Genomic DNA, 20453 nt, shown 5'->3' on the forward strand with positions numbered 1-20453 from the left:
TCGAGATGCGATATCGTACAAAACGCCCTCTGACCAGACAACGGAGCTGAAATTGACCCTCGACAACGCAAGCCCGAACTGGCTCGTCCGCCAGGCAGAACCCGATGACGTGCTCGCCCTGATCGAACTGGACACCTATGCAGCGTCCCATGCCAGTCGTCACGTCTTTATCTATGATGCCGTCGCGCGCCAGCAATGCCTGGTAGCCGTTGACGCCGGCCGGTGCACAGGGTTCCTGGTGCTCACCCACGATTTTTTCAATCACGGCTTTGTGCAACTGGTGGTCGTGTCTCCCGCCTATCAGCGTCGGGGCGTAGCGCTTTGCTTGCTGGCGGCAGCCGAGGCTGCGTGCAAGACGCCCAAGCTGTTTGTTACGACCAATGCGTCCAACGCCGCCTCACAGGCGTTGATCGCAAAGGCCGGGTTTATACCCAGTGGAAGCATCGAGAACCTTGACGAAGACGACCCGGAATGGGTGTACGTCAAATTCGTTCGCTGATCGTGTGAGGTGCTTGGTCGGTGCGCGTCAATCGCAATCGGCATCCGGCTGATTGAGAAAGATCAGCACCCCAAGCATCGCCATATAGAACTTGAATGCCGCTTCCTGGCCATTCCACTGGTGGGATTGCCACATCAGGAACCACTCCCCGCCAATCACCATGAAGCCGAAAAACCACACCAGCAAACCCGCGGTAAAGCCGATAATCGCAACCCGTTTGGCCGCGTTGAACTGCCGGCCACTGGCCTGCCTGGCCCGCCACAATACCAGTGCGCCGCAGGCCAACAATACGGCGGTCATCACCTCACCTACGATGATCAGCCCATAGGCAGCATGCCAGAGCCACGGCGTGGTGATTGCCCGGTACATCGCCGTACTGCCGGGGAAGATGGTGTCCATGCTCAATACATGCTGGACGAAGGCAAAGTTGGAGCCGTAATCGGTCATGTTATTGAACGCGACAAGGGCGGCGAAGGCCGCCAGCATCAGGGTCAGGATAATTTTTGCGTAGCGGATGGTCATAGTGTGTTTCCCAGAGCAATCACTCGATTAGAACAGATGCGCAAAACCCCGCCGTCAGAAATGCCACTCCTCAGCCCGAACCAGCCGGCAGAACGGTCCGTCAAGCGTTGCATTGTGATGAGCGACGATGTCCCAGGCGCTCATCACCGACGTGTCTGAACAGCTATGTCCATCGGCGACGAGGACGGCATCGAAGCCAAGATCACGTGCTGCACGGCAGGTGCTATCGACGCAATATTGAGTTTTCAGCCCAGTGATCACTACGCCGGTAGCGCCGCAAGCGCGCAAATTATCCGCCAGGTCCGTCATTGCAAAGGCACTGGGCCGCTGTTTATCAAACACCGTTTCCCCACCCAGCAGCTTCAGTTCCGACACCACCATCGTCAACGGGCTGCCGGGTTCGATTGCCGACCCAACGGGCCCGGTATGGCGCGCGAGAAAAATCGGCGCGCCTGCATCGCGCGCCTTGTCCATCAAGGCATTCACGGTTTCCAGCAGCGCCTCGCAGCGCCATGGCTTTTGCGGGCCGTGAACCAGCCCAACTTGCATATCGAGTATCAACAGGGCGTACATACGTGCATCTCCTTGCATTTTAACCAGCGACACAAGGGCATAAAAAAGGCCCTGTCCATCGCTGGTGGGCCTTTGAAGTTCGTTTGCTATTGACTCACGACACCTCGCACGCTCCGCTTTCCCCGGTCGTGGTGGTGGTCGTCGAGGTGAGGCAATAATCAGTCATGGCTCGACACTAGCAATATCACTGCAAGCTGACAAGCCAGGATCCTGTTGCAGGCGCAATCGTGTAGCAGCCCTAGAAGACTTGAGCCAATCGAAGGGCCACTGTCGCTGCCTGCTCGGCGCTGGTGATGTTGGTAAAGCCCAAAACCAACCCGTGCCTGGGCCTGGCCTCCAGGTACCACTGTGACAGCGGCTCGACGGCGATACCAATGGCCCGGGCGCGCTGAGCGAGGGCAACATCATCATCTGCACGCAGGCCTGCGATCAGGTGCATGCCTCCCGCCTGGGGATTGATCAACAGGCGTTCGCCGAACTGTTGCTGCAGCGCTTCGACCAGCCACTGGCGGCGGCGCGCATAGAGGGTGCGCATTTTTTTCAAGTGCCGTGCAAAGTGCCCCTCGACGAGAAACGCGCTGACAGTCGCCTGGAGGAGCTGCGGGCAGTGGTTATGCAGACGATCCGCCTGACGGGCAAAGGCCTCGCTCTGTGCCGCCGGCACCACCAGATAGGCCAGGCGCAGGCCTGGAAACAAGACCTTGCTGAAGGTCCCGGTGTAGAGCACGCGGCCCTGCTGGTCGAGGCTTTTGAGCGCAGGCAGGGGGCTGCCCTGATAGCGGTATTCGCTGTCGTAGTCATCCTCGATGATCCAGCTGCCTTGGCGATTGGCCCAATCCAATAGCGCCAACCGACGCGGCAGTGACAGCGACACGCCCAGTGGGCTCTGATGAGTCGGCGTAACGACAGCAAAGCGCGCGTCCGGGCAGCGGGCGATACCTTGCGCAACGTCAAGCCCCTGGTCATCCACGGGGACCGGCACCAACTGTGCGCCGGCTTCCAGTAGCGCATTTCTCGCCATGAAGTAGCCAGGCTCTTCCAGCCAGCACGAATCGCCGGGGCGCAGCAACGTGTGGCTGATCAGGTCCAGGCACGCACGATAGCCTGCGCACACGAACACCTGTTCCGGGCGGCAAGTAATGCCCCGTGCAATCCCCAAGTAGGTCGCAATGGCTGCGCGCAACGGTGCGTGGCCGCACGGATCCGGGTACACGAGCCCCTCAAGGCCAGCCTGGCGCAACTGGCGGCCCGCCAGTCGGGTCCAGAGTTTGCGGGGAAAGGCATCCAGCGCGGGCAGCCCCATCTGCAGGGCAAGCGGCAATGCCCCGCAATGATTGGACTGATACTGCATCGCAACCGTTGGGGGGTGAAGTACGGCCGAGGAAACGGCGGCCAGTTGCGGTGTGACAATCGTCCCCGCGGCTCCGCGAGCGATCAGGTAGCCCTCACCCATCAGCAATTGATAGGCCGCTTCCACCGTACCCCGCGCCAGGTTCAACTGCGCGGCCAAGGCGCGAACAGCAGGCACACGATCACCCGGACGCAGGCGGCCATCGGCGATGGACTCGCGAAATCGCTGATAAAGCTGGCGATAAATCGGCGCTGGCTGGCTACGGTCTAGCGAGAAGGGAGCAATCATGGCCTAGTCATTTATGCACTTTTCGGCCCTGTAGCTTAAGCCATCAACCCTCTAAGGTCAGCTACCTCTCTACAGCGGACGACAGACATGGCTTACACACTTGGACATCTCGAAGACAAGCAGGCTTTCGAGGCCAGTTTCGACCTTATGCGCGTACTGCGTCCGCATGTGACCGATCCGACCCACTATGTGGCACAACTGGCGCGCCAGAGCGAGCAAGGGTACCGTTTGCTGGCCGCCTGGGACGCTGGGCACGTGGTCGGCCTGGCCGGTTACCGCGAGTTGGAAAACCTGCTCTACGGGCGTTTCATCTACGTCGATGATCTGGTGGTGCATCCGGATCTGCAGCGCAGCGGCCTGGGAGCACGCTTGCTGAACGCTGTTCGTGAGGACGCCGTGCAGCGTGGTTGCGCCCATTTCGTGCTGGATACCGGGCTCCATATGCCGTTGGCCCAACGTTTTTACTTTCGCCAGGGGTTGTTGGCCCATGGCATGCACTTCACCCAAAGCCTTCAGACAGAGAATCAGGCATGAACAGTGTTCTATTGATCAACGCCAGCCCCAATGGCCTGGTTTCCCATGCGAACCAGTTGGCACTGGAACTGGTGGACACCCTTCGGCAACGGCACCCAAGGCTCGAACTGGTCGAGCGCGACCTGGGTACACACCCGCTGCCACCGCTCGGCATGGACTACGCTCGTGGCCTGGCGACGACCACGCCGTTCGAGGCACCGGAGTTTGAGGTTTCCGAAACGCTGATCCGCGAGCTGGAGCGCTGCGATATCCTGCTCATAGCCACCCCGATGCATAACTTCACGTTGCCCGCAGCGCTCAAGCTGTGGGTCGACTATGTGCTGCGCATTCACCGCACCTTCAGCTCAGGGCCCGAAGGCAAGACCGGCTTGTTGAGCAACCGTGCGGTGTATGTACTGGTCGGTTCCGGTGGCTTTCATCAGGGCGAAAAGGCACGGCAACCGGACTTTCTGACACCTTACCTGCGCCAGGTACTGGGCACCCTCGGGCTACTCGACCCGCACTTCACCTACCTGCAGGGGCTGGTGTTCGGCGAGGAGGCGGTTAAGGCGGCGCTCCAAGATAGCCGTACCCGGCTGGCGCTGGAGCCGCTGTTCAGCCCACTGATTTGCGCCTGACTGAATCGCCCAGGGGTTTGCAGGCATCTCGATGCCTTGAGATGCCGTACTCCCCTGGTCAACAGACTGTTCAAGGCCGCGTTAGAGCGGCGCATTGATTACATTGATGATGACTATCAAACAGACCGGCCTGTTTAATTGCCTGAACCAATTCCTATAATTGCCTCCACATTCTCCCCCCAGCCTGGCTTCAGGCTGCCTCCTCCCCGGACTTCAACACAATGCCAAGCGTCAGCCAGGCTCCTCACAGCCTCCCCGAACATAATCAACAGAGCGTCAAACAGCAGTGGCTGGCGATTCTCTCGGTCGCCGTGGGTGCCTTCGCCCTGGTAACCAGTGAGTTCCTGCCGGTGGGTGTACTCAATGACGTCGCCAGTGACCTGGGTATCAGCGCCGGCCATGCCGGCCTGATGGTTACCCTGCCCGGCATCATGGCCGCCCTCGCCGCCCCCTTGCTGTCGGTCAGCATTGGCACCATGGACCGTCGCTACCTGTTGATCGGCCTGACGTTGATCATGATCATCGCCAACTCGGTCGTGGCCTTTGCCAGCGACTTTGGCCTGCTGCTGTTCGGCCGCGTCCTGCTGGGCATCAGCATCGGCGGTTTCTGGGCAACGGCCATCGCCCTCAGCGGCCGGCTGGCCCCCAAGGGGGTCGGCGTCGCCCAGGCCACTTCGATCATCATGGTCGGCGTAACCCTGGCCACTGTACTGGGCGTGCCTGTAGGCACCTGGCTTAGTGGCCTGATGGGCTGGCGCATGACCTTCCTGATCACCGCGCTGATGGGCATACCCGTGTTATTGGCGCAGATCTTCCTGCTACCGCGACTCAACCCGGAGAAAGCCATTCGCATCAGTGACCTGCCAGCCTTGTTCATCAACCCACAAGCGCGGGTCGGGTTGATTGCTGTCTTACTGATCGGCCTGGCGCACTTTGCCGCGTACACCTACGTCGCCCCCTTCTTCAAGCACAGTGCCGGCTTCGACGGTCAGACGATTGGCTCGCTGCTGTTGCTCTTCGGCGTGGCGGGAGTGATGGGTAATATTTTTGCCGGATTTGCCGCCAACCGCAGCGTACGTCACACCCTCTTGCTGGTGGCGCTGATGATCGGCACCAGCACCGCCCTGTTCCCCCACTTCGCCACCGGCCTGACAGGCGCAGCGATGCTGATCGCGCTCTGGGGGTTCGCCTTCGGTGCGTTCCCGGCCTGCGCCAGTATCTGGATGTTTGTCGTGGCGCCCAAGGATGTCGAACGCGGGATGCCGCTCTTCGTCGCCTTGTTCCAGGTGATTATTGCCCTGGGCTCGTTCTTCGGTGGGCGGATCGTCGACCAACTGGGCAGCTCGGTGCTGCTGAGTCTGGCCACGGTGTTGGTGGGCTTGGGTTTTGTGACCGTGCTGGTGCTGGGGCGTAAGGTCAGTAATAGCCTTGCGGCCCAGCCTGCGCTTGGTTGACCACTCAAGTATGGCTCCCCCATGAGCAGGGGGAGCCTACTCGATTTTACGAGACAGTCTGACTTTCGCTTTGCCGATAGGGAACTCCTGCGCTCCCGACCTTAGCAACAGAGAAACCCTGGTGTTTTGCGCATCAACCTTCACCACCAGGTCTATGTGTTTTTCTTTGCCCAGCTTCTGAAAAACATCAAAGATTTCTTTTTCGTCGAACGCGTCAACCCATACGCCATAGCGGCTGCTTCCATCCCGCCAATAGAAACCACAGAACTTGGGAATGGCCCTTTTTTCATAATGATTATCCAGGAGCTCTTTTCCGAAAATGTTCTCCTGCTCACCGTTGTAGGCGCTGAATCCAAAGTCCAGCCACTGAGCACCTTCCTGCAGAACAACGACCGGTCGCCAATTGTATTTCTCCCTGTAGGTGTCATAGATTCCTGGTGAAGGATAACCTTGCGTTTGTATTTTTTGCCGGACCTGCGGGCTGAACGTTTTATAGGATGGATCATTGAGCATTCGGTCTGCGTAACCGTCTTTGAACATGTACTGGGCGTTGCTGTACGCGCTTTCCTTGGTAATGGCTGTCACCTGCGCCTCAAAGGCTCCAACTTCCTTCTGGTTTCCCGCCCCACTCACCCACAACACCACCCTGCCCTGTGGCGCCAACCCCACGATAAAAGTGTTGTAGGTGTCTTTCTTGTGGGTGTCCTGGTCGATAAACCCCTCATCCAAGAGGCGCTTTATCTTTTCTTTGTCCAAGGTCCATTGGCCGGTATAGAACTTTTTCTCCACCAGCGAGTACCACGTAAACGCCAGTTGATAGGGCACCGCCTTTTTTTCGATGCCGGTGGTCATGGTTCCGCCTTGATGACCCCACCCGGTATTCTGTGTGCCCCAAATCGCATCAAAATCGTAGGTGAAGTCCTCAGCGATTAGGGCGCCGCGGTAAACCTCCATCGGGTATTGCTGCGGCGCAGAGACACTTGCCGACCAGCTATAAGTTTCAGGCACGTCTTTACTCTGGCAAGCAGCCAAGGAAAAGCAGAATAAAACAGCCGCAATGACTGCCATCGGACTAGCTACTCTCACACACCGTTACCTCTTCATGGCTTTACAGGAACATCACCACTCACTGCACTTCCCTCTCCCGAAATCAATACCAGGCTCTGCGGCGAAGACAATGTAATACCCATGTCCTGAAGGCCGGCCAGCAGGATGAACAACAAGTCGCTGCGGGCCCCGGACACCGAGCGTGGGCTGTTGACGTAGCCGCTGACACCAATGATCAGGCCATCCCTGGCCAGGTCCTTGAAGGTGACTGAGGGTGCGGGGGTATCGAGAATTGCCTCGTGCTCGGTAAACGAGTGCATGAGCAGCTCGCGAACCTTCAATACATCGGTGTCCAGCGGCAATGTGAGCGTGATGCTCACGACACCGAGCGCGTTGCCCATGGTGACGTTGCGCACGCTTTGCGAGATGAACTGCGAGTTTGGCACGATCACCGTCGAGCGGTCGGACATCTGGATCTCGGTCGCCCTGACGTTGATTCGGCGAATATCGCCCTCGACGCCACCCAGGCTGACCCAATCGCCGACCTTCACCGGCCGTTCGGTCAGCAGGATCAAGCCAGAGATGAAGTTCTGCACAATGGCCTGCAAGCCGAAGCCGATCCCCACCGACAGGGCACTGACGACCCAGGTCAGGCTGGTCAGGTTGATCCGTAGGGTGGACATCACCAACAGGCTCAACAGCACGAAGCCCAAGTAGCCCACCAGGGTCACCAGGGATGCGCGCATGCCCGCATCCATGTTGGTTTCCGGCAACAGCCGCTCGCTCAGCCAGCGCTTCAAGGTACGCACGGCGAACAACCCGACCACAAACATCAGCAGCGCGGCAAGGATATCCCTGGGGATGATGTGCAGGTTGCCCAGCGTCTTGCTGGTTTCTCCCAACTGACTGAAGCCCTGGAGCAGCTCACTGGGGCTGGAGCCCGCCGGAAGGAAGGCCGCCATCACCGCAGTAAGCAGTAGTAACGTACGCCCGACGCCAGCCAGTACAGTGCAAGCCTGGGCCTGATGCCGTGGCGACAGCCCCAGCGCATTGGCCAGTGCCAGGCCACTGGGCTGCTTGGGTGAAAGCAGGGTTTCACAGACGTCGCCGTAAAAGGCGATAAGCAGGTAAGCCAATGCCGCCACGACGCTGACCCACAGCAACTTGACGGTAAGGAAATAGGCCAGGGACAGATACCCCGTGAACAACGCGAGGACAATCAAGGCCACCCAAATCGAGGCAACAAAGGGCAGCATTCCGGCCAGCCCGCCTAGGCGGTCCAGCTTGAGCTTCTTGCGCACGTGGCGCACGCGCAGCAACGCGGCGATAAAGATCAGCGCCGTGGTCAGTGCCGTCAGGCCATTGAGCGCCACGGTCAACGCCAGGCTGGCGCCTGTGACATTGTTGATCCGCTCCTCGGTGGCCACCAGCATCAGCGCCACCGCCAGAATCGCCGGGAAAGGCCCAAGGGCACTGGCGATTTCATCGGCAATGGCCGGCAACCGCCAGGAAGGTCGCGGTAGCATCAGCAAGGCCCGTCCAAGGCCTGCAATAAACGCACAGAACGTGGCTAGGGTGACCAGATGATCGGAAAGCCGCGCCAGGTTTTCGCTCAAGACGGCATTGCTTTCCAACCCCCAACGCATCAGCGAGACGGCTCCCATGATCGTCAGGATCGACGCTAACCCCACCGCCACCGCCAGCGTGCTGCGCCGCAGGCGCCCTTCAGGCAACCAGCGAATCATCGCCCAGGTGAGCAGGTGTTCAAGCAATCGCCGGCCGAAACTCCAGATCAGTACGGCCACCAGCAACGTGCTGAAGAATTCCCAGCGGCGCTCGGGACTGACGGCGCTCTTCAGGGCGACGATACTTTCGGCCTGCAGGTTATCCAGGCGCTTCAGGTCGTCCGCAGTGGGACGGATCAGGGTCGACCAGAACGTGGGGCTAAAGGGGCTATCAGTACGTGAAGTGAGTTGAGAATTAAACAAATTGCGCCGCAGGTTGACGATCTGCGCGGCAAGGTCGCGGCTCGTCTGGCTCAACTGTTTGGCCTGCTGCTCATCATCAAGCAGGCTGTTCTTTTTCCGCGTCAGGGCATCCCGCTGGTCGGTGAGGCTCTGCGCTTCCCCTGGCTGGGCCGCGCCCAAGACCTTGAGCTGATCGTCAAGACGCTCCATCTCGGTGGCGCGCACCGTAAGCAACGTCTCGGCCTGTTGTTGCACCTGCAGTGCGCCCTGTCGAAACTCCGCCAGCTTCTCGTCGCTGGTACTGATAGGCACACTCTGGCGAATCAGCTCAAGCTGCTGACTGAGCTGTTTCAGGTCGGCGTCTTCCGGCAATAGCGGCAAACTGTCGACGACCTCGATGGCCACCGGCGTTGCAGCCGCACTTGCCCACCCCGTCAGGCTGATAGCCATAACCATGGCCAGCATGACCTGGCAGATGACGCTTCTATAAATTCGCCGCATCAAGTCACCCTTCTCCGTCTTATTCTTGCCATCGCCATTATGGACCGCCACGGGAGAAAGGAAATTCCGCACGGGTGCAAAAGATCGGGCGCTATTGGCGCAACGGGAAAGATAGCACTCAGGTCAATCCACAAACGTGGTCTTGCGCGTCAATGCCCACGGCGCAATCAAGCGTTGCGGGGTCTGGCAGGTTTTGCGCTTGAACACGAAGTTGCGGCACTTCTCAGCAAACTGCTGGCGGTCTTGCACCATGTCCAACTGCATCTGTGCCAACTCGTTTGCACGACAGCGCTCAATCTGCCCAAGGCTCAAAGTGGCCTTGCGCGCGCGATACAGGGCGAATTTTTCATCGGTCAACGCACTACTGGCCTGTTGCAGCAGCCATGCACTGAATGCGTGAGGGCAGCGTGGGCCGATATCCTGAATCATCCCCCACTGCTGCGCCTGTAAGGCGCTGATTGGCAAACACTCTTCGATGAGTTTGTGCGCAACTTCGCTGCCGACGGCGCGGGGCAGGCTGTACGTCCAGTATTCGGAGCCATACAAGCCCATGGTCTTGTAATGTGGATTGAGTACCACACCCGCTCGGGCGAAGACGATGTCGGCCGCCAGCGCCAGCATCACGCCACCGGCTCCGGCGCTACCCGTCAGGCCACTGACCACCAGTTGCCGCGCCGTCAGTAGCTCCTGGCAGGCGTCGTCGATTGCCTGAATATTGGCCCAGGCTTCCAACCCCGGTACCTGGGCTGCCTGAATCACGTTGAGGTGCACACCATTGGAAAAGCTCCCGCGCCCTCCCCTGACCAACAGCACTTGAGTGTCCCGAGCCTTGGCCCAGCGCAGTGCCGCGACCAGCCGCTGGCATTGCTCGGTACTCATGGCACCGTTATAGAACTCGAAGGTCAGTTCGCCAACGTGACCGAACTCCCGGTAGTGAATCGGTTGATAGGCTGTCTCATCGAACACTTGGTTGGCGATCGAACCATCCAGCACGGGGATACCAGTCAATCGCCCAGCCAGCACGTGACGTGCAGGCAACTTGAAGGTTTCCTCCCCTGGCTGGGCTTTACGCTTGAGCGAGCCGATCCACAGGCTGTGATCGCCGGCCGCGACCAGCACCGCATCGTCCTGTACCGCAAGGATTTCTCCAGGGGTGCCGCGACGCGAATCCAGGTGCGCGTCGTACAGGTAATACTGTCCGCCAGCGAGGCTCGCCAACACCCCAGGCTGACCATCGGCCGCGTCGATACTGCGCTTGATGAACCGTCCGCAGTCGTACCAGCTGAAGGTACGGTCAGCCTGCTTCATGTTCGGCTGCAAACGCCCGACGACATCAGGTTGTGTGTAATCGAGGGGCGTCGGGACAAAACCGCTGGAAAATTTCCCCACCACATCGCGTATGCAAACGAGCGCAGCGTCACTCACCAGGCCGTTGTACAACTCGGATTTACGCACATCGGCAGGCATGTCGAATTCATAGGTCGACCAGACCGGGCCGGCATCCATTTCCTCAACCGCCTGCAACGCGGTAACACCCCAGCGCCTGACCTGCTGGGTGATAGCCCAGTCCAGTGCACTGGCGCCACGGTCGCCAACGATTCCCGGATGAATGATCACCACCGGACGCTCCGGATTGCTCCAGAGCTGCTGCGGCACACGGTCCTTGAGAAATGGGCAGATCACCAGGTCAGCCGCCGACTCCTCGATCTGCCGGCATACCGTGGACTCATCGGTGAACAGCAGCACGCTGGGCTCGTGACCTGCCTGGCGCAGATCCAGCCAGGCCCGCTGGGTCAAACCGTTGAACGCCGACGACAACAACATGATTTTCAATGACCGCATGACTGACTCTTCCTTGAGAATGCACGGCCGGTGGCTCTCCATGAGCCATCCTTGGCCTTTTATGGAAGCGCCAGGATAGAGGGTGTGTCAGGTGGGGTAGATGATCGAGATCAATCTTGTGTCAGCAGGCGTGCCCGTCGAGCGAGTTCTTGAAGGGCTCCGGGTGTAGGGCACGAATGGCAGGCTATTGACTGCTTTATACCCATGAGAGGCTCGACTACGGAGAATCGAAACCTCCATAGGCGCAATACTTGCTAAGCCATGGTCGGCACCTGATTAGCAGACAGGTCCTGGCCGCTGATGATGGCGTCGGTGATTGTGTCGCAGAACCAGCGCAGGGCGGCGGAACTGTCGCTGTTGGGGTGCCAGTTCAGGGACACCGCGAACTCCGCCACCGGGAATGGCAGTTCGAGCATCTTCAAGTCGCCCTCGTGGATGAACAGCCGGGCAATCTGCGCCGGCAGCACCGCCAGCAGGTCGGTGCTGGGAATGATTTTCGACAGTACCGAGAAGTGCGGCACATGCAGGCTGATGCGGCGTTCAACGCCCATGCTTTTCAGTACGTCTTCGACGTTGCCATGGCCGGTGGTGCGGGTCACAGCCACGTGCCGCTCGGCCAGGAACTGTTCGAGGCTCAACTGCTGGTCGATGCGTGGGTGGCTGCTACTGAGCAGGCACACATAACGCTCATGGATCAGTACCCGGCTGCGTATACCTGGGACCGGCTGGCGGCAGATCGCGGCATCGACCTTACCGCTGGCCAGCCACTCCCCGACCTGATCGACCTGTAGCGGTAGGACCTCGACTTCTGCCAGCGGCGCGCCCTGATTCAAGCGCGCCAGGATCAGCGGCAGGAAGCCGATTTCACCGAGGTCGGAGAGCGCAATGCGAAAACGCCGCTCGGTGCTCGCCGGGTCGAAATGGCGGCATCCCTGGACCGCGTTTTCGATACACGTCAGGGATTCGCGCAAGGACGGATAAAGCTGCTCGGCGACAAAGGTTGGCCGGATGCCATCACGGGTGCGGCTGAACAACGCATCGTCGAACATCTCGCGCAGGCGTGCCAGGCCATAGCTGACCGAGGGCTGGGTGACAAATAGGCGCTCGGCGGCCAGGGTCACGCTACGGGCTTCGTAGAGGGTGACGAAGGTACGAATCAGGTTCAGATCGATGTGGCTCATGTCGCCCTTGGATATAGACAGGGTTTATTTTTGATAGAGATAGTGTCGATTTGATCAATCTTCCAGTGCCTGCAAGAGTAACCCGAAATCCAATAACAAGGCCCCTTATGAAAACTGTTCACGCTGCGTCCTACGAAATTCTTCGCGAGCAAGGCCTGACCACCATCTTCGGCAACCCTGGCTCCAACGAGTTGCCGTTCCTCAAGGGTTTTCCCGAGGACTTCCGCTACATTCTCGGCCTGCATGAAGGCGCGGTGGTCGGCATGGCCGACGGTTTCGCCCTGGCCACCGGCAAGCCGACCTTCGTCAACCTGCATGCCGCCGCCGGTACCGGCAACGGCATGGGCGCGCTGACCAATGCCTGGTACTCCCACAGCCCGCTGGTGATCACAGCCGGCCAGCAGGTGCGCTCAATGGTTGGCGTGGAAGCGATGCTGGCTAATGTCGATGCCGCACAGCTGCCTAAGCCTCTGGTCAAGTGGAGTCATGAACCGGCCTCGGCCCAGGACGTACCACGCACCCTGAGCCAGGCGATTCACATGGCCAGCTTGGCTCCACGCGGGCCGGTGTATGTGTCGATTCCCTATGACGACTGGGCCTGTGAAGCCCCGGCCGGGGTTGAGCACCTGGCGCGCCGTCATGTGCTCAGCGCCGGCTTGCCGTCGGCTGCGCAGTTGCAGCAACTGGGCGAACGTCTGTCGACCGCGCGCAACCCAGTGCTGGTGCTCGGGCCGGACGTCGACGGCAGCCGCAGCAACGATCTGGCGGTGCAACTGGCCGAAAAACTACGGATGCCGGCTTGGGTCGCACCCTCTGCCTCGCGCTGCCCGTTCCCAACCCGGCATCCCTGTTTCCGAGGGGTGTTACCGGCGGCTATTTCTGGCATCAGCCGCAGCCTGGCCGAGCATGACTTGATCCTGGTAGTGGGCGCCCCGGTGTTCCGTTACCACCAATACGCCCCGGGTGATTACCTGCCGGCAGATTGTGAACTGGTGCACCTGACCTGCGACCCGAGCGAAGCGGCACGGGCCCCCATGGGCGATGCCCTGGTGTGCGATATCGCTCTGACCCTCGAAGCCCTGGTCGGCGTGGTACGCCAGAGCGTGCAGCCGATGCCCGAGGCCCTGCCACGACCGACGACGATAGTCGAAAAGGGCGGCCTGCTACGCCCGGAAACAGTGTTCGACCTGATCGATGAGCTGGCGCCCAAGGACGCGATTTACGTCAAGGAGTCCACCTCGACTGTTGGCGCGTTCTGGCAGCGCGTGGAGATGCGCGAGCCCGGCAGTTATTTCTTCCCGGCCGCCGGTGGCCTGGGGTTCGGCTTGCCGGCGGCGGTCGGTGTGCAGCTGGCGACGCCTGAGCGGCGGGTGGTCGGGATCATCGGCGACGGTTCGGCGAACTACGGCATCACTGCGCTATGGACTGCCGCGCAGTACGGTATCCCGGTGGTGTTCATCATCCTCAAGAACGGCACCTACGGTGCTTTGCGCTGGTTCGCCGATGTGCTGGGGGTCAGCGATGCGCCCGGGCTGGACGTGCCGGGCCTGGACTTTTGCGCCATCGGTCGGGGCTATGGCGTGCACTCAGTACAGGCCAACACGGCGGCGGATTTTGCTGTGGCCTTCAGTGAAGCCCTTGCGGGTCAGCGTCCGGTGCTGATCGAGGTGGCCACGCTGACCATCGAACCCTGATCCCTGGCGCTGGGCCCGTGCCCGGCGTTGCCAGCGGCGCCTAGCGCGGAACTACAACAAAAATAAAAAAGAGAGGTGGTTATGAACAAGACTTCCGTTAGTGAAGTGATCGACGCTGCGCCCTTGAATCGCACCCACCTGCTGATTCTGATGTGGGGATGCTTCATCATGCTGTTCGACGGCTACGACATGGTGATCTACGGCTCGGTGGTGCCACAGCTGATGCAGGAATGGCAGCTCACCGCGATAGAGGCCGGTACTCTGGGCAGTTGTGCTCTGTTTGGCATGCTGTTTGGCGGCACCTTGCTCGCGCCCCTGGCCGACCGTTTCGGCCGGCGCAAGCTGATTATCCTCACCACGTTGTTGGCCAGCCTGGCGGCGTTCCTCACCGGTCATGCGACCACGCCGCTGGAGCTGGGCGCCTGCCGCCTGGTGACTGGTCTGGCCTTGGGTGCGCTGGTGCCGAGCGCGATCAATCTGATCAGCGAGTTCGCCCCCGAGGGCCGGCGCAGCACCATGATCACCTTGATGTCGAGCTTCTATTCGGTGGGCGCGGTGCTCTCGGCCTTGCTGGCCATTGCGGTAATCCCGCAGTGGGGCTGGCAGGCGGTGTTTTATGTGGCGGTGCTGCCAGTGTTGACGGTGCCTTTCATGCTGCGTTACCTGCCTGAGTCGGCGGCGTTTCTTGCGCTCAAGGGCCGTCGTGCCGAACTCGATCAACTGCTGGTCAAGGTCGATCCGGATTATCGCCCCGGCACCGAGCTGAGCCTGCCGGCCAGCAATAAGCAGACCCGTGGTGCCCGCTTACCGCAGCTGTTTCGCAAAGGTCACGCACTGCCGACTTTGCTGCTCTGGGTAGCCTTCGCCATGTGCATGCTGATGAGCTATGGGCTCAATACGTGGCTGCCCAAACTCATGGCCCATGGCGGTTACCCGCTGGGCTCAAGCCTGGCGTTTCTGGTGACCCTCAATATCGGCGCCACCTTCGGTGCACTATTTGGTGGCTGGCTGGCGGATCGTCTTGGCGTGCAGCGCACCCTGGCGCTGTTCTTTGTGCTGGCCGCGCTGTCTCTGGCGGCGCTCGGATTGAAGCCGGGCCCGCTGCTGCTCAACGTGCTGTTGCTGATTGCCGGTGCGACCACCATAGGCACCTTGGCCGTGATCCATGCCTACGCGTCGATTTCCTACCCGGCGCATATCCGTTCCACAGGTGTTGGCTGGGCGGCCGGTATCGGTCGGCTCGGGGCGATTGCCGGGCCGATGCTCGGCGGCAGCCTGCTGGCCCTGGAGCTGCCGTTTCAGCAGAACTTCCTCGCCTTTGCACTGCCTGGAGTGATTGGTGCCCTGGCGATCGTCTGTATCCATGTCCGTCCCCAGCCCTCTGTTACGCAGCTTGATGTGGCTGGCAAAACAGCGTCTGAACCTAGCTCAAGGAGCACTCCATGACCCATTACCGTGATTTTCATCTGCAACCGATTGCCGGCCAATGGCGCAGCGGCGCTGCCGGCAAGAACCTGAGAGTGAGCAACCCGTTCGACGACGGGCTGTTGCTGGAGATCCCCCAGGCCAACCGTGCCGACCTCGACGCGGCCTATCGCGAGGCTGCGCAGGTTCAGCCGCAATGGGCGGCTCTTGGGCCATCGGCGCGGGCAGCGGTGTTGCATCAAGTGGTGGCGGTGTTCGACCGGCGCCGCGAGGAAATCATTGACTGGATCATTCGCGAGTCCGGCAGCACCCGGCTCAAGGCGCAACTGGAATGGGGGGCGGCGCGGGCCATCGCTCTGGAATCGGCGTCCTTCCCGGCGCGGGTCCATGGGCGCATCGTCGAGTCCGATGTGCCGGGCAAGGAGAGCCGGGTTTATCGCAGCGCGTTGGGGGTGGTCGGGGTCATCAGCCCGTGGAACTTCCCGCTGCACCTGACCCAGCGCTCCATCGCCCCGGCCTTGGCTCTGGGCAACGCGGTGGTAGTCAAGCCGGCAAGTGATACTCCGGTGTGCGGCGGTCTGTTGCTGGCACGGATTTTTGAAGAGGCCGGGTTACCGGCCGGGGTATTGAGCGTAGTGGTCGGTGCGGGCAGCGAGATCGGCGATGCCTTTGTCGAACATGAACTGCCGGCGCTGATCACCTTCACCGGTTCGACGCCGGTGGGGCGTGGCATCGGCCGTATCGCCAGCGGCGGCGAGCACCTCAAGCACGTAGCACTTGAGCTGGGGGGCAACAGTCCGTTCGTGGTTCTGGCCGATGCCGATCTCGAACAGGCGGTGCGCGCAGCAGTGTTCGGCAAGTTCCTGCATCAGGGGCAGATCTGCATGGCGGTCAACCGGATCATTGTCGATGACAGTCTCTACGACGCCTTTGCCGAACGTTTCGTCGAGCGGGTCAAAGGGCTAAAGGTCGGAGATCCGCAATTGGCCGAGACCGTCATTGGCCCGGTGATCAACGAGCGCCAGTTGCAAGGCTTGCGCGAGAAAATCGAGCGGGCTCGACGCGATGGTGCCAAGCCGCTGTATGAAGGCGGGTACCAGGGCAATCTGTTGGCGCCCCATGTCTATGGCGAGGTCACGGCCGATATGGACCTGGCGCGCAATGAAATCTTCGGCCCGCTGGTGGGGCTGATTCGCGCTCGGGACGAAGCCCATGCCCTGGAGCTGGCCAATGACAGCGAGTTCGGTCTGTCCAGTGCAGTGTTCAGCGCCAATCTGGAGCGCGCCGTGGGGTTTGCTCATCAGGTGCGTGCCGGCATGACACATATCAACGACATCCCGGTGAACGACGAGGCCAACGCGCCTTTCGGCGGGGAAAAGAACTCGGGACTCGGACGCTTCAACGGCGATTGGGCGATTGATGAATTCACTCGGGACCACTGGATCAGCGTTCAGCACTCACCGCGCCAGTACCCCTTCTGATTCTTTGACCCACTGATTGACGCCCGGCGCCGCCGGGCATTTTTGCAGTCAATGATGGACGGGCTCTGAACGGCCCGTCGGGGAGCGGCTGCGCCTGTGACAAACGGAGAACAATAATAATGAACACCCCTTGTTGCATCCTTGCGGCCTCGCTGACCTTGGCCGTCGACTTACCGGCCTGGGCCGAAGACAGCGGTTTTTTCGAGGGTGCGAAGACCAATCTGGTGTTGCGCAACTATTACTTCAATCGGGATTTTCGCGATCCGAGAGCGGCCAAGAGCCAGGTCGAGGAGTGGGCTCAGGGCTTTATTCTCAGGTTCAATTCCGGCTACACCCCGGGCACCGTCGGCTTCGGCCTGGACGGCATTGCCATGTTCGGCGTCAAGCTCGACAGCAGTCGGGCGGTCAGTGGTTCGGAGTTGTTGCCGGTGCATGACGACGGGCAGGCGGCGGATAACTTTGGGCGGGCCGGCGTCGCGGCGAAGATGCGGATTGGCGCGACCGAATTGAAGGTCGGCGAATTGCTGCCGGATATCCCGCTGCTGCGTTACGACGATGGCCGGCTGCTGCCGCAAACCTTCCGTGGCGCCATGCTCGACTCCCGGGAAATCGAAGGGCTGGGGTTGCAGGCCGGGCAATACCGCTCGGTGAGTTTGCGCAACTCTTCGGACATGCAGGATCTCTCGGCCTGGGCGGCGCCCGGGGTGACCTCTGAGGGGTTCAACTACGCGGGTGCCGAGTACCGCTTCAACCAACAGCGAACGCTGATCGGAGCCTGGCATTCGCAGTTGGAAGACATCTATCAGCAGAGCTACTTCAACCTGCTGCACAAGCAGCCGGTGGGCGATTGGGTTCTGGGGGCCAACCTCGGTTACTTCATCGACAAGGATGACGGTCGCGCGCGTATCGGCGAGATCCAGAGCCGCACCGCCTATGCCTTGTTCTCGGCGGCTACTGGCGGCCATACCTTGTACCTGGGCGTGCAGAAGGTTAGTGGCGACAGCCCGTGGATGTCGGTATACGGCAGCAGTGGCCGGACCTTGGGCAACGACATGTTCAACGGTAACTTCAGCAATGCCGACGAGCGTTCCTGGCAAGCGCGTTATGACTACAATTTTGTCGCGATGGGGGTTCCCGGCCTGCTGGCGATGGTGCGTTATGGCCATGGCGACAATGCCACCACCAATGCCGGCACCAACGGCAAGGAATGGGAGCGCGATACCGAGCTGGGTTATACCTTCCAGAGCGGCACCCTGAGGAACCTCAGCGTGCGCCTGAACAACGCCACCAACCGTCGCAGCTTCAACCGCGATTTCGACCAGACCCGATTGATTATCAGTTATCCGCTGTCGTTGTAGAACCCTGGAGATACTTAATGATGCTTGGGTTTCATTTTAATGAGGCTGTTGACGCTTAGGCAGTTTGGCACAGCTCGCTCGGAAAGGATTAAATAAGGGGACTAAATGAGCAGAATCAAAGACTATCGTCTTCCTTCTATAGATGCCCTACTGGCATTCGAAGCTGCCGTGCAAAAGAGGAATTTTGATAGCGCGGCTGAGTCACTATCGGTAACCAGTAGCGCACTCAGAAAGAGAATATCGGGATTAGAGCAACGTCTCGGTGTCTCACTGTTTAATCGCAGCGGCGGCGTTCTCACAATCACCACCCACGGCCAAGCATATCTTGAACAGATCACACCAATATTAGAACAGCTGCTCGCAATACCAATGCATAGCCGGCTGACCCAGCGGAAGCAACGACTCAGCATTTCCAGCCCCCCTACGTTCGCTCGTCAGGTTCTAGTTCCTCGCCTTTCAGAATACGGTGTGACGCATCCACATATAGATCTACAACTTGAACTCTCAGCACCTCTGGCGTGCAGCATCCGTGGGGCTTGGGATATACAGCGCAAGTGTGGCACCAGAATACCGACTTCTGAATGAGCGATTGCAGCCCCTCGCGACACCAGACTTGCTGAACACATTCAACCAACTGCATTTTCCTGACGATATTTCTCGAATCCCTCTGCTACGTTCACCACTGGAGCCTTGGCGCCCTTGGTTCAATGAGGCCAGTCTGGATCTGCCAGAACCTAATGAGGGAATTCTATTGCTCGACCAAGGCATCATATTGAATCGCCCCTAGTTTCGTAGACACCTCCAAGCCTTAAAATGAGGCCCATTAGGAGGTGCCATGAGCAACCAGCGTTATCCCGAAGAATTCAAAATCCAGGCGGTCAAGCAAGTGACCGAAAAGCAGCTTCCTGTCTCGGAGGTGGCTGCACGATTGGGTGTGTCTGTGCACAGCCTCTATGCCTGGGTTAAGCGCTACACCAAGCCCCAGGAACAGCGCGTTGAGGAGGATGATCAGAGCGCTGAGGTTCGTCGTCTACGTGCCGAGCTGAAACGGGTGACGGAGGAGCGAGACATCTTAAAAAACCGCCTCCCCGGCACTCCGCGGCCCATTGGGCTAGAAACACTACGTACTACACTTACATTTCTGGACAGTGGTCGCTGGCTTTTTGGAGGCTAAGTCCCCGTCAAAAAACGTGACCCAGGGGAAGCTGCGGACCCGTTAGTGGTGGCGCTTCTATGACCCCGTTTAGGAATGTGATTTGATCCGAGTCCCCGTCCAGTCCTGCCCTTGACTGGAGGTGCGTATGAAAAATTCTGACTTAAAAACCAGAGGGTTACCGGTAATTAATACTCGAGCGGCCGGCATTGATATCGGCTCACGCTTTCATGTTGTCGCCGTTCCAGCGGATCTCGCGCAAGATCCGATTCAAACCTTTAATGCCTTCACCGCTGATCTTGAGCGGATGGCTAACTGGCTGGTGAGCCTCGGCATCTCGACAGTCGCCATGGAGTCGACCGGCGTTTATTGGATTCCGGTTTACGAGATACTCGAAACGCACGGACTTCATGTAGTACTTGCCAATGCCCGCGATGCTCGCGCGGTGCCAGGGCGTAAAACCGACGTGAATGATGCGCAGTGGATTCAACGACTCCATTCCTGCGGATTACTTCGAGCTAGCTTCCGTCCAGATCGCGAAATCTCGGCTTTACGTAGCTATTTAAGATTGCGAGAGCGCCACCTTGACTACGCGGCCGCGCATATTCAGCACATGCAAAAAGCCCTCACACATATGAATCTGCAACTGCACCATGTTGTGGCGGACGTAACCGGAGTGACCGGCATGCGAATAATACGGGCCATTGTGGCCGGTGAGCGAAGCCCGTCAGTATTGGCTGCCATGAGTGATACCCGCTGCAAAGCCGGTATCGATGTCATTAAGGCAGCGCTAGTCGGCAATTATCAACCGGAGCATACATTTGCCCTGTCACAAGCACTGACGATGTATGACGCATACCAAGCGCAACTCCTCATCTGCGATCAGCAAATTGCACAAGTGCTCATCAAGCTTTCGCAGGAAAAGGTGCGTCCGTCAGAACCATTACCTAAACCGCGCCATAAAAC

General features: G+C 59.7%; 16 protein-coding genes and 2 pseudogenes. 10 read left to right on the forward strand and 8 right to left on the reverse strand.

All coding sequences use genetic code 11. The features are described from left to right. Positions 1 to 52: 52 nt before the first annotated feature. On the forward strand, positions 53 to 499 hold the full coding sequence (locus BFQ03_RS11735; RefSeq protein ID WP_065943158.1) for a GNAT family N-acetyltransferase: 447 nt from the start codon (positions 53 to 55) through the stop codon (positions 497 to 499). 27 nt (positions 500 to 526) lie between these two features. Here the strand turns inward: BFQ03_RS11735 and BFQ03_RS11740 are convergent, their stop codons facing one another. The 3 genes from BFQ03_RS11740 to BFQ03_RS11750 all read right to left on the reverse strand — a co-directional run bounded on the left by BFQ03_RS11740 (position 527) and on the right by BFQ03_RS11750 (position 3233). Continuing rightward, positions 527 to 1021 (reverse strand): DUF2165 family protein, encoded by a 495-nt coding sequence (locus tag BFQ03_RS11740; RefSeq protein ID WP_065943159.1) that lies wholly within the window; start codon positions 1019 to 1021, stop codon positions 527 to 529. Between the two features lie 54 nt (positions 1022 to 1075). Further along, a complete protein-coding gene (locus BFQ03_RS11745) occupies positions 1076 to 1594 on the reverse strand; it encodes a cysteine hydrolase family protein (protein WP_065943160.1) in 519 nt (172 codons plus the stop codon). 238 nt (positions 1595 to 1832) lie between these two features. Beyond that, on the reverse strand, positions 1833 to 3233 hold the full coding sequence (locus BFQ03_RS11750) for a MocR-like pyridoxine biosynthesis transcription factor PdxR (protein ID WP_065943161.1): 1401 nt from the start codon (positions 3231 to 3233) through the stop codon (positions 1833 to 1835). A gap of 87 nt (positions 3234 to 3320) precedes the next feature. Here BFQ03_RS11750 and BFQ03_RS11755 point away from each other — a divergent pair, with 87 nt between their 5' ends. From BFQ03_RS11755 to BFQ03_RS11765, 3 genes are all read left to right on the forward strand, one after another. Continuing rightward, entirely contained in the window at positions 3321 to 3767 is a 447-nt protein-coding gene (locus BFQ03_RS11755; RefSeq protein ID WP_065943162.1) for a GNAT family N-acetyltransferase, read from the forward strand. After that, the gene (locus tag BFQ03_RS11760; protein ID WP_065943163.1) at positions 3764 to 4384 is read left to right on the forward strand and encodes an FMN-dependent NADH-azoreductase; all 621 of its coding nucleotides are present in this window, start codon (positions 3764 to 3766) and stop codon (positions 4382 to 4384) included. Before BFQ03_RS11755 ends, BFQ03_RS11760 begins: the two co-directional genes overlap by 4 nt. A 221-nt stretch (positions 4385 to 4605) precedes the next feature. Beyond that, a complete protein-coding gene (locus BFQ03_RS11765) occupies positions 4606 to 5838 on the forward strand; it encodes an MFS transporter (RefSeq protein ID WP_065943164.1) in 1233 nt (410 codons plus the stop codon). A gap of 36 nt (positions 5839 to 5874) precedes the next feature. On the opposite strand, the gene BFQ03_RS11770 is transcribed toward BFQ03_RS11765, so the two are convergent. The 5 genes and pseudogenes from BFQ03_RS11770 to BFQ03_RS11785 all read right to left on the reverse strand — a co-directional run bounded on the left by BFQ03_RS11770 (position 5875) and on the right by BFQ03_RS11785 (position 12376). After that, entirely contained in the window at positions 5875 to 6906 is a 1032-nt protein-coding gene (locus BFQ03_RS11770; RefSeq protein WP_065943165.1) for a DUF2931 family protein, read from the reverse strand. Between the two features lie 32 nt (positions 6907 to 6938). Further along, on the reverse strand, positions 6939 to 9353 hold the full coding sequence (locus BFQ03_RS11775; RefSeq protein ID WP_065943166.1) for a DUF3772 domain-containing protein: 2415 nt from the start codon (positions 9351 to 9353) through the stop codon (positions 6939 to 6941). 123 nt (positions 9354 to 9476) lie between these two features. Beyond that, a complete protein-coding gene (locus BFQ03_RS11780) occupies positions 9477 to 11195 on the reverse strand; it encodes a hydrogenase maturation protein (protein WP_065943167.1) in 1719 nt (572 codons plus the stop codon). A gap of 87 nt (positions 11196 to 11282) precedes the next feature. Next, positions 11283 to 11468 (reverse strand): annotated as a pseudogene (locus BFQ03_RS30610) (hypothetical protein); the annotation flags it as partial. After that, the gene (locus BFQ03_RS11785) at positions 11450 to 12376 is read right to left on the reverse strand and encodes a LysR family transcriptional regulator (protein ID WP_065943168.1); all 927 of its coding nucleotides are present in this window, start codon (positions 12374 to 12376) and stop codon (positions 11450 to 11452) included. The gene BFQ03_RS11785 and the pseudogene BFQ03_RS30610, both read right to left, overlap by 19 nt. 107 nt (positions 12377 to 12483) lie before the next feature. On the opposite strand from BFQ03_RS11785, the gene mdlC reads away from it, so the two are divergent. From mdlC to BFQ03_RS11815, 6 genes and pseudogenes are all read left to right on the forward strand, one after another. Beyond that, positions 12484 to 14070 carry a benzoylformate decarboxylase gene (gene mdlC / locus BFQ03_RS11790; RefSeq protein ID WP_065943169.1) on the forward strand — a complete coding sequence of 529 codons (1587 nt, stop codon included), beginning with the start codon at positions 12484 to 12486 and terminating at the stop codon, positions 14068 to 14070. An 81-nt stretch (positions 14071 to 14151) separates the two neighbouring features. Then, positions 14152 to 15516, forward strand: coding sequence for an MFS transporter (locus tag BFQ03_RS11795; protein WP_065943170.1), 1365 nt, complete (start codon positions 14152 to 14154; stop codon positions 15514 to 15516). After that, entirely contained in the window at positions 15513 to 16976 is a 1464-nt protein-coding gene (locus BFQ03_RS11800) for an aldehyde dehydrogenase family protein (RefSeq protein ID WP_065943171.1), read from the forward strand. The genes BFQ03_RS11795 and BFQ03_RS11800 overlap by 4 nt, the downstream gene beginning before the upstream one ends. A 119-nt stretch (positions 16977 to 17095) precedes the next feature. Further along, a complete protein-coding gene (locus tag BFQ03_RS11805) occupies positions 17096 to 18334 on the forward strand; it encodes an OprD family porin (protein ID WP_065943172.1) in 1239 nt (412 codons plus the stop codon). Between the two features lie 835 nt (positions 18335 to 19169). Further along, positions 19170 to 19412, forward strand: a pseudogene (locus tag BFQ03_RS11810) (transposase); the annotation flags it as partial. A gap of 223 nt (positions 19413 to 19635) precedes the next feature. Then, positions 19636 to 20453 (forward strand): IS110 family RNA-guided transposase (locus BFQ03_RS11815; protein WP_139115678.1); only part of this gene is annotated, 818 nt, incomplete at its 3' end.

The organism is Pseudomonas sp. 25 R 14 (assembly GCF_900004755.1).
GTDB lineage: Bacteria > Pseudomonadota > Gammaproteobacteria > Pseudomonadales > Pseudomonadaceae > Aquipseudomonas > Aquipseudomonas brenneri.